Origin of the sequence: Paenibacillus vortex V453 (assembly GCF_000193415.1) — a bacterium.
In the GTDB taxonomy this organism is placed as follows: Bacteria; Bacillota; Bacilli; order Paenibacillales; family Paenibacillaceae; genus Paenibacillus_AQ; species Paenibacillus_AQ glucanolyticus.
On sequence record NZ_ADHJ01000025.1, the window covers coordinates 203,440 to 217,232 of the forward strand.

Sequence of the window (13,793 nt, forward strand, 5' to 3'; positions counted from 1 at the left end):
GCCTCGATGAATAAGGTTGAACGGATTAATATCATCATGCGATATATCAACAACCGCGCTCACTTTACCATTTCTGAAATCATGCGGGAATTTAACATTTCCCGTTCGACAGCAATCCGGGATATCAAGGAAATTGAAGCCATGGGAATGCCCCTTGTCGCTGAAGTTGGAAGGGATGGGGGTTATTCTGTCATGAACAACTCGGTTCTGCCCACGGTTCGTTTTACCGATAATGAGATCAAAGCTCTATTTATTGCTTTCATGGCAACCAGAAATCAGCAGCTCCCTTATCTGAAGAGTCGTCATTCTTTAGCTGAAAAATTACTAGGCCTCATCTCAAATAATCAGCAGGATGACCTTGTACTGTTAAATCAAATACTGCTCTTTGAAGGGACCAACCCTCATAATCCGGACCTGCTTGATCTGTCAGACCTCCCCCACCCCATGTTGGAGAAACTGATTCAAATCCTTCTGATGGATAGCTACTTATGGGTCACCGTCAATGAAGGGAAAGTCATAGAATCTTATCCCATTTATCTCTTGCACCTATACCATGAGAAGAGCCTATGGCTAATTGAAGGCTTTGACTTAGAGGATGAGAAGAGACGGATAATTCCTGTCGACCATCTCACCCATGTAGAACCATACTCTTCGAAAAAAAGAGCAAGCAAGAAAAAAATTTTAGAACTGCTAAGCAAACAGGAAGATGTCATTAACCTTGTCCTGGAGCTTGGTCCAAAGGCGATCACCCAATTCAAAAAATACCATCCTTTAAACGTGTCTATTTCGTATACGAATCCTTACCAAACCACTGCTATTCTACAGACCTTTGTCAATGTAGAGCATACCGAAGAATTAACTGAAATGACAAACTGGCTGCTTTTCCTAGGCGGAGATATCACGGTCAGGGAAGTGCCCGAAGAAGTCTCGGAGGGTTTGCAAGAGAGATTACGCTTATATTGCCCATAAACCGGGTCCGTTAAAACCGTTGCGGCTTATTTCTGAAACAACAGGATCGTCCCAAGCTTTGCATTCGATATTTCCCAATGGTCCATGTTCACACTCTTGGGGTCTACAGGATTTACACACAAAAAATAAGACTCTGGCTTTTAAGCCAGAATCTCGACAGACGAACATGTATATTGAGAATGGTGTTTTTTATCGTTTCTCGCGTTGAACCTGCTATGTGTTTAAATCGTGAAGCCCCGGCGCATGCTCATTTGGCATTTCTGGCAATACGGGGACGGGATAACCCATCGGAGGATCTGTTATCTCAAGCTCTCCCCCATTCCGACTTGGAGATTTTCCGCTGAAGATCTCGGCAATTCGGGTATTGTCCAATCTGAAGTTGAATTGAGCATTGTGGAAGCCCATATCCACGTATTTTTTGCATTCCGGATATTTGTTGATATCGTAATTAGGAACTGGAAACAACTTGCCCCACTCCACACCCAGCGATTCAAGGGCTTTTGCGAATGCATTCTGATGCGCATTATCACGAACGATCAGAAAGGCAAGTGTCTCTCTAAATGTTTTGTTGGAGCTCATTTCATAAATTCGAGATTTTTGCAAAACCCCTGTTGATTCAAGCACCAGGTTATCCAACAGATCGGCTACGAGATTTCCATGGTTATATACGTAATTGCCCATCCAGGGATTGCCCGCTGCATCTACAGGTAAAGACCCTTGCGCCCCCACGATATAATGATGCGGATTGGCATGGCGCACCGCTTCATCCAACGGAGCTCCATCAACCCCGGCATTTCCCGGTATCCCCCGGTATCTCCTCTCCCGATCCGTTCAGAAGCTGATTAATGGTTGTCTGGACCAGCTCAACATGGCTGATTTCCTCCAGGAAAACTCCGCGAATTAAGTCACGGTACTGAGCCTTGTTCCCCCGAAAGTTGCTGCTTTGAAAAAAATACTGCATCATCGTGCGCATCTCACCGAATCGACCACCTAAGGCTTCCTGCAGGACCTTTGCTGCAGCCGGATCAGGTTTATCCGGCACAATCATATTAATTAAGTCTTCTTTATAGAAATAAACGGGAAACACCTCCTTTAAAGACAGACATATTATGGGGCAGCCATAAGCAAATCATACATTGTAATTATTTGTTAGTAGTACCCAGTTCGTCCTTCCGTACCGTATACAAATCTTTCACGTGCAATGTGATAACATATACCCCACTCGTAAGAATTCGTCAGAACCATGCAGCTCCCGCCTGCCTCCCATTCAGAGTGATTCGAGGAATCGCTTGATTGCTTGACAGCCTGCCTCGACAAGAGGTTCAACGCGCTGTGTCGCCTCATGGGGCAAGAAATCACTAATCCAGACGAATTTTACTCCTCCAGCAGAAGGGAGCATCTGCATGGACGCGCTGTGATGGGCGAAATCGCCGTTCACTACAGTGTAGGCCAGACGACACTTCTCCTCGTCTAGACTTACTAGCTGCTCCTGAACCACATATCCGTTGTTGAAGGTCACCGTTCGTTCGCCCGAAGCCTCCTGGCAATCCACAAGGACGCCAGCGAATAGTCTAGCCGCATTTCCGAAGTCCCGAAGCTGATCCCAAGCTTTATCAAGACTGCAGTCGATTTCAATGTCACGATAGATAGTTGCCATAGTTCTTCCCCTCCCAATTCCGCCGTTATTCCTCGTGTAGGAAATAAGACGAGTCCAAGATAATCCTTCATCCATTACAACCTTTATGATAAACATATAACACTGACCACGGTGTGTCAGTGTTTAAGAAGCCATATTACATAATCAAGCATTGTTACATTTCAATGCGGATGATTAAGGTTGCTGGCTGTGTTGAAGTAACAAAGAAATCCATCAACATCTTCGGTTTGTTTGTACTTAGATAAAAAAAGCCGCATTGAATGCGGCTTCCAAATTAGATATGGTGTACATGTTGTTGTCCTCTGATGTGCGCTCAGACACGAATACTGAAGCGTGTTTCCCAGGATTTAGTGTGTCGCCCGCTCCTCGGCTACAACACGGACTAACTCTTTTGCCAATCTCTGGATAGCGGAAAAATTGCCTGATTCAATCCAATCCCGTTTTACCAGACTTCCTCCCATCCCTACCGCAAACGCGCCAGTGTGGAGAATCTCCCGTATATTATTCAGCCCAACACTGCCAGACGCGATCATAGGAATATTATTGAGCGGCCCACGGATTTCCTTTAAATAGGAAGCGCCTCCAAGCGAGCCAGTCGGAAATACTTTGACGGCTTTTGCCCCAAACTTGATCGCTCGTACGATTTCCGTTGGCGTCATGACACCGGGATACACATCGATGTGATGCATGGCACCGTAGACAATTACCTCTTCATCCAGATTGGGTGACACCATAAATTGCGCACCTGAAGCTATGGCTTGTTTCGCCATTTCCACATCCAATACGGTTCCGGCACCAACAATTAAATCGTGGTCATACGTTTTTCTCCATCGTTCAATCAAAGCATATACGCCCTCGGTGTTGGTTGTCACTTCGATGAAACGAATACCGCCTTGGGCCAGCGCTTCGACGGTCCGGTCCGCTGCATCTGGATGTACGCCTCGAATCATCGCCATTATTTTTTCCTTGTTGAGTTGTTCCAATACAGTCATACTGTCTCTTCACCCCTTAACGTAAAATTAATCTGAATATAACGGCAATCCAGCATGGCGTAACCATCCACTTTCGTATTTTTCCGGTACCAACCGCTCCGTTTTCCCAATCGGCTTGATGAAAAGGGACCCAATTGGATGGTTACTTTTCAGATGGGACGGTTTATATTCATGCCATATGGCCCATTTTCACAGGAAGGAGGAACCAGCATGAACCATTCATTCACGATTCCATTGCGGAGCGCACTGGGTAACTTGTCGCCTTATTCGCCGGGAAAACCGATCCGGGAACTCCAACAAGAGCTGGGGCTGTCCGATATCATCAAATTAGCTTCTAACGAAAATCCGTTGGGTCCATCGCCCAAAGCGCTTGAAGCGATTGCGGATTCCTTATCCGATTTACATCGATATCCGGATGCGAGCACCGTCCAATTGCGGCAAGCACTGGCAGCTCACCATCAGATGGCTCCTGAACAATTCATCATAAGTAACGGCGGTGATGAACTGATCACACTCATTGCCGAAACTTTCCTGGAACCAGAAGATGAAGTGATTATATGTTCGCCTTCGTTCAGCGAGTACGAATTTGGCGCGCATCTGATGGGAGCGACCGTCGTTCCGGTTCCTTTAAGTCCTTCGTTCAAGTTTGACAGGGAGGCCATCGTCAATGCAGTGACCAACCGAACCCGCTGGCTTTGCCTTTGTTCGCCAAACAATCCGACTGGCACGTACCTTCCGAGGGAAGATCTACGCTATATCTTGGATACACTTCCCAAGCATGTCCTTGTTCTGTTGGATGCCGCATATAGTCCGTTCGCACATGAATCCGATTATACCGATGGCCTTGAATTTGTTCGATCCGGATACCCGGTGATTGTATTGCAAACTTTTTCAAAGCTGTATGGCCTGGCTGGACTTAGAGTCGGTTATGGTGTGGGCCATGAGACGCTTGTTCATCAAATAGTCAAAGTCAAGGAACCGTTTAATGTGAACACACTAGCTCAAATCGCAGCAACTGCTGCTCTTCAAGACGTTGAGCATGTCCGTCTGACACTGAAATCAAATCATGAAGGGAAGCTGCAGCTTTATCACGCTTTTCAACAAATGGGACTGCCTTATGTGGAAAGTACAAGTAATTTTCTGTTAGTTGAGTTAGGGGCTGCAGCAAAAGATATATACGAAGCCCTCATGGCCCATGGGATCATCGTGAGATACGGAGGTATATGGAACCTGCCCGGCCACCTTCGTATTTCAATTGGAAATATAGAAGAAAACTCAGTACTCATTCGAGCCATCTCCGATATTCTTGCATGCGAATAACAACAATTGTCCATCACAGAGATGACTTGAGAGAGGAGAAATCAAAATGATGCTAAATGAAGAGTCATTGCGCGGAGTCATGGTTCCTATTGTCACGCCGTTTGATGAACAAGGATATCTTGACATCAAATCTTTTAAGAGGCTCGTTACACGTTTGAGAAATAGCGGAATTCACGGGCTGGTCGTCAACGGAACAACCGGGGAATCGCCTACAGTAGGGGATTCAGAGCTTGAAAGGATGATTTACGAGGCCCGCATTATACTTGAAGAGCTTTCCTTGATTGTAGGTACTGGATCTAACAATACGGCCGCTGCCATCAAAAAAACAGCCCGGGCAAAAGAACTTGGGGCCGATGCCGCATTGGTCGCCACCCCCTACTACAATCGTCCTTCACAGCAGGGAATCGTGTATCATTTTCTAGCCCTGGCCGAAACAGGGTTGCCCATTATTCTCTACGACATCCCGCATCGTACAGCCGCAACGCTGGATTTGCACACAGTGAAGACCATATTGAAGATGGATCATGTCATCGGAATGAAAGATAGCACAGGCGACATAAAACGTCTATTCCAACTTACCAGAACCCAATCCAAACCGATTTTGTGCGGCGAAGACGATTTGTTTTATGCCTCGTTATGTTGCGGCAGCAAAGGAGGAATCCTGGCTAGTGCCAATTTAGAAACCCAACAATTTGTACAAGTATATGAATCGTTCCGTAATGGAAAAAATCAAGAGGCCAGAGAACAATTTGATAGCCTTACACCACTTATTCAATTTCTCTTTTCTGAGCCTAATCCGGCTCCGCTCAAATGGCTGCTGGCTCAAAACAGGCTTATTCGATCAGATCGACTTCGTCTACCTATGACACAAATCACGAATGAAACTGCACAAAAAGCAATTCGGTTCAAGTAAACCATGGTGTAAACACAGACGACCAGCCTCTTAGGGGACTGGTTGTCTGTTTTCTATAGTTACAAAAAAATCGAAGACTCTGCAAAATGGCCTTTTCAAACAGGCAGATATAAAAGGTGTGCTTATGATACGTGATCTCTTCCAGCAAATTTATATGACTGGAGGAAAATAGGCATTACTGATGTTAACAACCTCGTTATAAATTATAATATCCCTCCTCTTCAATTCACCCTGTGTTGATTTCCTCTTGTCGGTCAGCCCATCAAGTTAGGTCATTTCAGATCAACTGCAGTTCTATATTGACAGAGCCATAAAAACACAAGCGGCCTTGGAGCATTTTCATCTTGCCTATCCTTTTATGTAAGCTGGCGCTGGACTTTAGTCGAGGTCCGCATCCTGCTACGGTCTATTCCGTAGTACGGAGTTATTCGCTACAATATAACCAAATGTTTTGGAGGAGCGGTTAAGCATGAATTACGAACATAAAGTACAGAGGGAAGTTGCCGAGTGGGAGCGAAAAATATTCAAACCGCCCGGTTGGCTCGAAAAAACATCGAAAACCATCGGCACTCGAATCAATCATTTGATTCCCCCGAAGATGCACAGCATCATGACCACCACCATCCGATCGATCGTGCGCACTGCACTGTTCGGTGCGGAATATACACCCGGCCGACCGGTGCAGCGCACTTTGGAACTGGAGCCTGCCGATCAAGAAGCGAAAGAGTTGTTTGCCCTGTACCAAAAAATCGCGGTTGCCGAAGGCGCTGGAACGGGAGCCGGTGGCATTATGTTTAGTATGGTAGACTTTCCGGCTTTAATTGCGATCAAAATGAAATTTTTGTTCGAGCTGGCGCATGTTTATGGTTATGACACCAAACACTTCTCCGAGCGGGTATTCATTCTCAAAGTATTTCAAATGACGTTTTCGGGGCCGGAGAACCGTGCAAGGTTATTGCATTCCATTAAGCATTGGCATATGGAAAAGGAACAGTGGCTCTCCGACGCCGAATACTCCCGGAATATGGACTGGGAGACATTTCAGATCGAGTACCGCGATGCCATTGACTTCCGGAAAATGTTACAGATGGTGCCTGGGATTGGTGCTTTCGCAGGCGCATGGGCAAATTACACCATTCTTGAAGAGGTGCGCGAGTTTGCCATGAACGCCTACCGCCTGCGCAGATTGCACGATCATTCTGAGGTTTGGGATTAATTTCTCTCATTTTTGCCATGTAGATCAATTTGTGGCTAGCGTCTCTCTTTAGTGAGTTGCAGTTAACCCCATTCGAGTTAGCCATAGCAAGGCAGCCGATCATTATGATTGGTTGCCTTCATTTTTTATCAAGATAGAGTGTTTTCCCGTTAACTTAATCTACTGTCAAGTGCCCAAAGGAGACTTTTTGAGGTAGATCTTTGTTCTTTAATCGTTCGTACGCTTCTAAAAGGTCAGGTACATTCTCTCTAGTGAGAATCAACCCGTTTATTGTGTTCTTAGTGACAACTAGTTCCTCTTCATTAAACGTAGAGAGCTCTGAAATGAAACATGGAATGGGTCTCTCAAACAACCCGGAAAGGGCACTGTTTATGGATGCCTTCTCTTCATCAGTTAGCTTTTCAAACAGAGACATAATCATATTGATGATTTCATTCATTACGTCCTCACACTCCCTCATCAAGATATGAATCTATTAATTATACTGAAAGCACGTGATGTGGTTTCATGAACAGATAAATAACGATAATTTTGCTTCATTTAGCTATTTCAATAATGAGATTATAGAGAAGGCCTAAGGCATCATGATGTTTGAAACCATTCATGTTTTTTATGTAGACCTCTTTTTCTTCAGCCAATTCCCTAACACTCGTTATCAAGCTTTTAGAATCCAGCAGTTCCTCATGCAGAACCTTGCAATAACCCTCACGTTCGAAAGAGGCGGCATTTAAAAGCTGGTCCCCTCTGCTCTGTTGTTTAGTTAGAGGAATCAAAAGCATCGGTTTCTTCAGGAACAGGAATTCAAAGATCGAATTGGAGCCTGCCCTAGAAATAACGAAATCACAGTAAGCTAGTATATCGGGCAGCTCTTGATCAATGTATTCAAATTGTTTATAATCCGGATTCGATATCGAAGAGTCAAGGTTCCCTTTTCCACAAAGATGAATGATTCCAAATTGCTTTGTTAGCTCATTTAACGACTCCCGAAGTACTTCGTTGATTTTCCTGGCTCCTAAACTACCACCCATTACGAGAATGGTAGGTTTCGTCATTTTGGAAAATCCAACAAACTCACGACCTCGTTCTGCCTTGCCTTGTTTCATTTCTTCTCTAATAACCGGGCCTACATGATGGCCGTTATTATTTTTGAAGGCCGCAGCAGTCTCCGGAAAGGTGGTGCATATTACAGTTGAGAACCTGCTAGTTATCCTGTTGGCTAACCCTGGGGTCAAATCTGATTCGTGTACAATTACAGGTACTTTATTCAACCATGCTCCAATAACAACAGGGACGGATACAAAGCCGCCTTTGGAAAAGACTACGGCTGGTTTTAGTTTTTTTATCAGTTGATACGCTTGGACAACCCCTTTGACTACATGGAAGGGATCCTTTACGTTTTTCAAATCTACATATCGTCTAAGCTTGCCCGTTGAAATCGAGTGGTATTTTACATTAGGAATAGCGGTAATAAGTTGTCTCTCGATGCCATTTATTGAACCTATGTAATCCATTGACCAGCCTGCATCCATAAACTTTGGAATCAACGCAAGATTAACCGTTACATGCCCTGCCGAACCTCCGCCAGTGAAGAGAATCTTTTTCATTTATTCAGCCACCCAACCATGCTGTTTTTACTTACATTCATTATCATAATACTCTATTTAGCTTAAGGGTAGAATGCAATCCGCAAATCGGTTTTATTCACAAAACATAAAAAGACGCAATCCATGCTCTTGATAGAAAAAATATAACCTTCAATGTCAAAACAATGACGATTATCGTACAGGTGCAAATGGCGAAGATGTCAGCTCAACCTCAACATCCCCAAACCCTAATCTTCTTGGCAGAGCCGCCTCATCATAAAAGCAAAAGAAACTGCGATGGACGCAGCTTCTTTTTGCTGATCTTTTTGCTGATCCAATCATATGAACCAGACACTTACATATGCACCGAATTGTTCTTGTGCTGCTGTGATGGAGAATCGATTGGAGTGTATTCCTTCTCCCAAAAGTCTGCATTTTTAATCCCCAGCTTGACAGGATCGAATACCGGATCCTTGCCCTCCTTCTTCTGCCGCTCGTAATCGCGAAGGATTTTCAACGCCGGCTTAGTCAATAACAGTATAGCTATAATGTTCAGCCAGGCCATACTTCCTACGCCAATATCACCAAGTCCCCATGCCAAGTCGGCTGTTCTGATGCAGCCATAGAAGGTGACAATACAAAATAGCCGCTTTCAATACATATTCCATCCAAACCCGTCTGAATTTTTGGTTAATGTAGGCCAGATTCGTCTCCGCCATATAGTAATAAGCCATGATCGTCGTAAAGGCGAAAAAGAATAGCGCAATAGCAACAAACGCAGAGCCAAAGCCAGGAAGCAGCGTCTCAACTGCCCGTGTCGTATACACAGGCCCCGGTCCAACGTCTCCCAGATTATTCACAATAGCGCCGGCTCCTTCTGGCGTTACATTGTACATTCCGGTGATCAGAATCATGAATGCGGTAGCTGAACAGACGAATAAGGTATCGATATAGATCGAGAACGATTGGACTAGCCCTTGCTTGGCGGGATGTGACACTTCACTGGCCGCCGCTGCATGAGGAGCTGTCCCCTGTCCCGCTTCATTGGAATAAATGCCCCGTTTCACTCCCCAACTGATAGCTGCCCCCAAAATTCCACCGAAAGAGGCATTTGCACCGAAGGCGCTGGAGAAGATCAGGCTGATCATAGCTGGAAGCTCATTAATATTACTAATAACTATAATAAGTGCAATAATGATATAACCAACGGCCATAAAGGGCACAGCGACCTGGGCAACCATAGCAATGCGTTTAACGCCACCGAAAATAATGGCACCCAGAATCAGTACAAGCACCGCGCCGATGATGGCAGGGTTAATGTTAAAGGCCGATTCCATACTTACTGCAATACTATTGGCTTGCACTCCGGGAAGCAGCATCCCCGTTGCAATGACCGTTACAATCGCAAATAGGACTGCGTACCACTTCATATTCAAGCCTTTTTCGATGTAATATGCTGGTCCCCCGCGGTACTGACCATTTTGTTTGGTCTTATAGACCTGACCGAGTGCAGCTTCAACAAATGCAGAGCCCGCACCCAGAAATGCAATCAACCACATCCAGAATACAGCTCCTGGTCCGCCATATGCGATTGCTGTTGCCACACCGGCGATATTTCCGACCCCAATTCTTCCGGCAAGAGCCATTGACAGCGCCTGAAAGGATGATATGCCAGCTTCGGAACCTTTACCTTGAAACATCAGTTTGAGCATATCCTTGATGTGTCTAACTTGCAAAAATCGGGTTGCAATCGTAAAGAACAAGCCTGTTGCTAAACATAGATAAATCAAAGCGTTACTCCAGATAATTCCGTTTAGCCAATTGACTACGGTCTCCATCCTCTGCCTCCTAAGATTCAAATTCTGGTCTCATTAAGATAAATGAATATCATGTAGTGTAAACGCATGAGGTATATTCAAGGTCCCTCTTTAAACATCACCGCCTTGAATCAAAATCAATCGTCTTTAAATATCCAATTCAATGATAGGTTTCATTACATATTTATATGATTATGGATATTTTTCTACTATTATACTGATTAACGCCCACTAAATGTCAATATATATTTCATTATTTCTTCTCTAAAAGCTGATTTTTCTGAATTAATAAGAAAATAAGGATATTATCTATCATCTTAAGTGAGTATTATGAATCGATTAATGTTCCCATAAATGCTGGCGATGAGGTCCTCCTTAGAATACATACGGTAGGAATTGTGTTCCCGGGATGGATACAACTCCGTTACGGTCATAATACCGAAGCGTATCCTTCGGAATATTAGCAGCCGTGAAACCTCTTTAATAGAATATTGTTTTTCCATACAAAAAATAACATTGGAGTAAACTCCAATGTTATTACATTTTTTTACTTTAATTTTATTTGTAACCTATATATCCTAACTTTTCTTTTTTGTCTAATCTGCGAACGGATCGCTTCCCCACCGGAATACTCTGGGCAAAACGAAATACATTTAACGGATCATACTTTTGTTTCACACGCTTCAAACGGGCAAAGTTCACGCCGTAATACGACTTCGGCCAATTCTTGATCCCCAGATCCGGGAAGTTCACATAGTCTCCTACTACATAGGGACGTAACGCTTTACGGAACCTTTTCACCCACTGAATATTCCGCTGCTGCTCTTTGTCATTCCTCCACCGCGCCGACAGTTCATAAACCGTTTCTGCCTTCCGATGAGGATAGGCTGTTGCAGTCGGAGATACCCGGCTTACCGCGCTCCCGGCACCCCCTAAACTTTGACACCACACGGTAGCATGCTTATTAGGTGCTTTCGAGAGGAAATCGCGAATCATCCGTACCCCTTCAGGAGGTAGAGGCTTATATCCGAAAGCCCCGGTTATTTTAAACTTCGGTTCCAAATTCAGATCTCCAGCGGCAAAAAATTGGGTCGCTTCAATAAAAGGTACCGTTCGCACCATCACTTTCACCGGAGTTCCTACTTGTAGCAAAGGTCGGATCAGTCGACGCAGCTCCTCTGCACCGCCCAGCAATTGCCCCGTCGAGACGATCGTCCCCACCTGCTTGGCAGCCACCTCGATGGTTGAGGTTAAGCGGTTTGTGACCGAAGGTGCCCAGCGCTGCCAAGCCGGAAATACCTTCTCCAGGTCGCGCCATTTCCAGGTTATGCTGTAGATGGAGACTGTCCGGATAGGCCGTACCCGAAACGTATAGCGGGTAGCAATGCCGAAGCTGCCTCCCCCGCCACCTCTTGATGCCCAGAAAAGATCGGAATTTTTTTTCTTATTCGCGATGATCGTCTTCGCCCCATACCTTCCCGAAGCTACAACCATCTTCACCTGTTTCAGGTTATCGCAGGTAAGTCCATATTTACGAGACAACAGTCCAATCCCGCCTCCCAGGGTAAGCCCTGCAACACCCACATCAGGTGCCGTCCCTGCCGGGAGCGCTACGCCCTTATCCCACAGCTTCCTGTATACACGGGCAAGCGGATTGCCTGTCTGCACGTGGGCCACCCTGTTCTTGCGATCCACCTTCACCTTATTCATTGCACTCACATCGATAACAATCCCGCCATTGATTGTCGAAAATCCTTCATAACTGTGCCGCCCGCTGCGCACTCGCAGACGTACGCCCCGTTCACGAGCCCATTTGACGGCATTGATCACATCCTGTGTTCGTCTGCAAAAAACGATGACCCGTGGAAACTTGGAAATGCGCCTGTTGTATTCCATTCTGGCCGCACGGTACGACGGGCTGCCCGGGACCACAACCCTTCCGGTCAACCTCGTACCTGCTTTTATTGGCTTCAGTGCCATTGAATCTCACCATCCTCGTACATGTAATAAACCGTTCTTATCTGCTTATTCCTATGTGGGGACACTTGACCCGGTAACGGCACCTGCCTTGTAAGGCGGGTTTGATTTTGGATTATATGATTAGGACAAGCCTTCGTTTCTCACAAAATCAAACAACGTGTTGTTTAACTATGCGATTTTTATTATAATATCATGTAACAGTCAACCATGTTCGAATCGTTCCTGTGCCAGGTATCGGCACTATTTGTCTGTGTATACATTTTTTAAAAAGGAGTTGGCTTAAGAATGCGAGAACCGAGCAAAGATTTGCGAATTATTCGAACGAAAGAGTTCATCCGTGAAGCCTTGATTGATTTAATTGAGGAAAAAGGATTCGAAGCCATTACAGTTAAGGATATTACAACGAGGGCCAGAATTAATCGCGGAACCTTCTATGCGCATTATCAGGATAAATTTGATTTAATGGCCCGATGCCAAGAAGAGTTTATGGACAAAATGAGGGACATCGTTAAACAAAAAGTTACGGACGTTAATGTAGATGCAGATTCGAATGTACCCCCAACGCTGCCCCTTAATGTCATGGTTTCCATGTTTGAGTATTTGGATCAGAACCGAAAGTTTATGAGGGCCGTATCCGGTCCCAAAGGTGGCCTATCCTTCCAAACAAAAATGAAGGAGTTCTTGTGGAATACATTGTTTGTTAGAAAAGAGTTCCCTCTGGTAAAGCAAGAGAAATTGCTTGTTCCCAGCGAGTACTTAATTGCCTATTTGGTTTCGGCCCATATCGGTGTCATTGAGCAGTGGCTGAATGGCAACGGAACCGAATCTCCTGAAGAGATGGCTCGTATTCTTGCAACAATTACGGTGAAAGGTCCATTCACGGCGGCCGGATTGAAGAATTAGAGAATAGAGAAAACCCACTTTTTAGAATCTTCCACGCTGCTGGAATCTGCCTGAACGGCAACAACCTTTCCTCCCATTGCGGCGATTTTTGCCTCGACACGTGTCAGAGCCTCTTGTCCTCTGCCTGTCAGCACAACGAAGGCACCAGCCTTAACCATTCGTGTGACAATCGCCTCGCCAATTCCGCGGCTGCCGCCTGTAACTACTGCACACTTACCCTCTAGCGATAACATACGATCAAACGGTACAGGTGTAGGAATCGATAATGAAAAATCACTCATAAAAAGAACTCCCTTCATAATTAAATTCCAGAAGAGGCAAACCCGTATTAGGTTCCCTATCCTCTCTGTTCATGTTACCCACTATGTTCTCCTTGCATAGAAAAAAACCAACAACGCGTTATTTTTATTCTAGAGCTTCTATTATAGAAATAGTTCACACAT

General features: G+C 45.0%; 11 protein-coding genes and 2 pseudogenes. 5 read left to right on the forward strand and 8 right to left on the reverse strand.

Annotation, left to right across the window (positions count from 1 at the left end):
• Positions 1–6 precede the first annotated feature (6 nt).
• Complete coding sequence (locus PVOR_RS15815) at positions 7–969, forward strand: helix-turn-helix transcriptional regulator (protein WP_006210349.1); 963 nt, start codon at positions 7–9, stop codon at positions 967–969.
• 213 nt (positions 970–1,182) lie between these two features.
• Here PVOR_RS15815 and PVOR_RS15820 read toward each other — a convergent pair.
• The 3 genes and pseudogenes from PVOR_RS15820 to PVOR_RS15830 all read right to left on the reverse strand — a co-directional run bounded on the left by PVOR_RS15820 (position 1,183) and on the right by PVOR_RS15830 (position 3,618).
• Positions 1,183–2,017 (reverse strand): annotated as a pseudogene (locus PVOR_RS15820) (manganese catalase family protein).
• Between the two features lie 219 nt (positions 2,018–2,236).
• On the reverse strand, positions 2,237–2,626 hold the full coding sequence (locus PVOR_RS15825) for an SRPBCC family protein (RefSeq protein WP_006210357.1): 390 nt from the start codon (positions 2,624–2,626) through the stop codon (positions 2,237–2,239).
• Between the two features lie 347 nt (positions 2,627–2,973).
• Positions 2,974–3,618 carry a bifunctional 4-hydroxy-2-oxoglutarate aldolase/2-dehydro-3-deoxy-phosphogluconate aldolase gene (locus PVOR_RS15830; protein WP_006210358.1) on the reverse strand — a complete coding sequence of 215 codons (645 nt, stop codon included), beginning with the start codon at positions 3,616–3,618 and terminating at the stop codon, positions 2,974–2,976.
• Positions 3,619–3,828: 210 nt separating this feature from the next.
• On the opposite strand from PVOR_RS15830, the gene hisC reads away from it, so the two are divergent.
• The 3 genes from hisC to PVOR_RS15845 all read left to right on the forward strand — a co-directional run bounded on the left by hisC (position 3,829) and on the right by PVOR_RS15845 (position 7,067).
• A complete protein-coding gene (gene hisC / locus PVOR_RS15835) occupies positions 3,829–4,938 on the forward strand; it encodes a histidinol-phosphate transaminase (protein ID WP_006210359.1) in 1,110 nt (369 codons plus the stop codon).
• A gap of 46 nt (positions 4,939–4,984) precedes the next feature.
• Positions 4,985–5,851 (forward strand): 4-hydroxy-tetrahydrodipicolinate synthase, encoded by an 867-nt coding sequence (dapA, locus tag PVOR_RS15840; protein WP_327196551.1) that lies wholly within the window; start codon positions 4,985–4,987, stop codon positions 5,849–5,851.
• A 469-nt stretch (positions 5,852–6,320) separates the two neighbouring features.
• Entirely contained in the window at positions 6,321–7,067 is a 747-nt protein-coding gene (locus tag PVOR_RS15845; protein ID WP_006210362.1) for an EcsC family protein, read from the forward strand.
• A gap of 154 nt (positions 7,068–7,221) precedes the next feature.
• Here PVOR_RS15845 and PVOR_RS15850 read toward each other — a convergent pair whose 3' ends face one another.
• The 4 genes and pseudogenes from PVOR_RS15850 to PVOR_RS15865 form a co-directional block, all read right to left on the reverse strand.
• Positions 7,222–7,506, reverse strand: a complete 285-nt coding sequence (locus PVOR_RS15850; protein WP_006210363.1) for a hypothetical protein — start codon at positions 7,504–7,506, stop codon at positions 7,222–7,224.
• A 97-nt stretch (positions 7,507–7,603) separates the two neighbouring features.
• Complete coding sequence (locus PVOR_RS15855) at positions 7,604–8,671, reverse strand: undecaprenyldiphospho-muramoylpentapeptide beta-N-acetylglucosaminyltransferase (protein WP_006210365.1); 1,068 nt, start codon at positions 8,669–8,671, stop codon at positions 7,604–7,606.
• 334 nt (positions 8,672–9,005) lie between these two features.
• Positions 9,006–10,488 (reverse strand): annotated as a pseudogene (locus PVOR_RS15860) (alanine/glycine:cation symporter family protein).
• Positions 10,489–11,025: 537 nt separating this feature from the next.
• Complete coding sequence (locus PVOR_RS15865; protein WP_006210367.1) at positions 11,026–12,447, reverse strand: FAD-binding oxidoreductase; 1,422 nt, start codon at positions 12,445–12,447, stop codon at positions 11,026–11,028.
• Between the two features lie 285 nt (positions 12,448–12,732).
• Here PVOR_RS15865 and PVOR_RS15870 point away from each other — a divergent pair, with 285 nt between their 5' ends.
• Positions 12,733–13,350 carry a TetR/AcrR family transcriptional regulator gene (locus PVOR_RS15870; protein ID WP_006210368.1) on the forward strand — a complete coding sequence of 206 codons (618 nt, stop codon included), beginning with the start codon at positions 12,733–12,735 and terminating at the stop codon, positions 13,348–13,350.
• Here PVOR_RS15870 and PVOR_RS15875 read toward each other — a convergent pair.
• Positions 13,347–13,631 (reverse strand): SDR family NAD(P)-dependent oxidoreductase, encoded by a 285-nt coding sequence (locus PVOR_RS15875; RefSeq protein WP_006210370.1) that lies wholly within the window; start codon positions 13,629–13,631, stop codon positions 13,347–13,349. The genes PVOR_RS15870 and PVOR_RS15875 overlap by 4 nt on opposite strands.
• Between the last annotated feature and the right edge of the window lie 162 nt (positions 13,632–13,793).

Bases quoted from the DNA above. Each gene is read 5' to 3' on its own strand.
- PVOR_RS15850 (WP_006210363.1), bottom strand. From the start codon at position 7,506: ATGAATGAAATCATCAATATGATTATGTCTCTGTTTGAAAAGCTAACT.
- PVOR_RS15855 (WP_006210365.1), bottom strand. From the start codon at position 8,671: ATGAAAAAGATTCTCTTCACTGGCGGAGGTTCGGCAGGGCATGTAACG.
- PVOR_RS15825 (WP_006210357.1), bottom strand. From the start codon at position 2,626: ATGGCAACTATCTATCGTGACATTGAAATCGACTGCAGTCTTGATAAA.
- PVOR_RS15815 (WP_006210349.1), top strand. From the start codon at position 7: ATGAATAAGGTTGAACGGATTAATATCATCATGCGATATATCAACAAC.
- PVOR_RS15830 (WP_006210358.1), bottom strand. From the start codon at position 3,618: ATGACTGTATTGGAACAACTCAACAAGGAAAAAATAATGGCGATGATT.
- hisC (WP_006210359.1), top strand. From the start codon at position 3,829: ATGAACCATTCATTCACGATTCCATTGCGGAGCGCACTGGGTAACTTG.
- PVOR_RS15875 (WP_006210370.1), bottom strand. From the start codon at position 13,631: ATGAGTGATTTTTCATTATCGATTCCTACACCTGTACCGTTTGATCGT.
- dapA (WP_327196551.1), top strand. From the start codon at position 4,985: ATGATGCTAAATGAAGAGTCATTGCGCGGAGTCATGGTTCCTATTGTC.
- PVOR_RS15865 (WP_006210367.1), bottom strand. From the start codon at position 12,447: ATGGCACTGAAGCCAATAAAAGCAGGTACGAGGTTGACCGGAAGGGTT.
- PVOR_RS15845 (WP_006210362.1), top strand. From the start codon at position 6,321: ATGAATTACGAACATAAAGTACAGAGGGAAGTTGCCGAGTGGGAGCGA.
- PVOR_RS15870 (WP_006210368.1), top strand. From the start codon at position 12,733: ATGCGAGAACCGAGCAAAGATTTGCGAATTATTCGAACGAAAGAGTTC.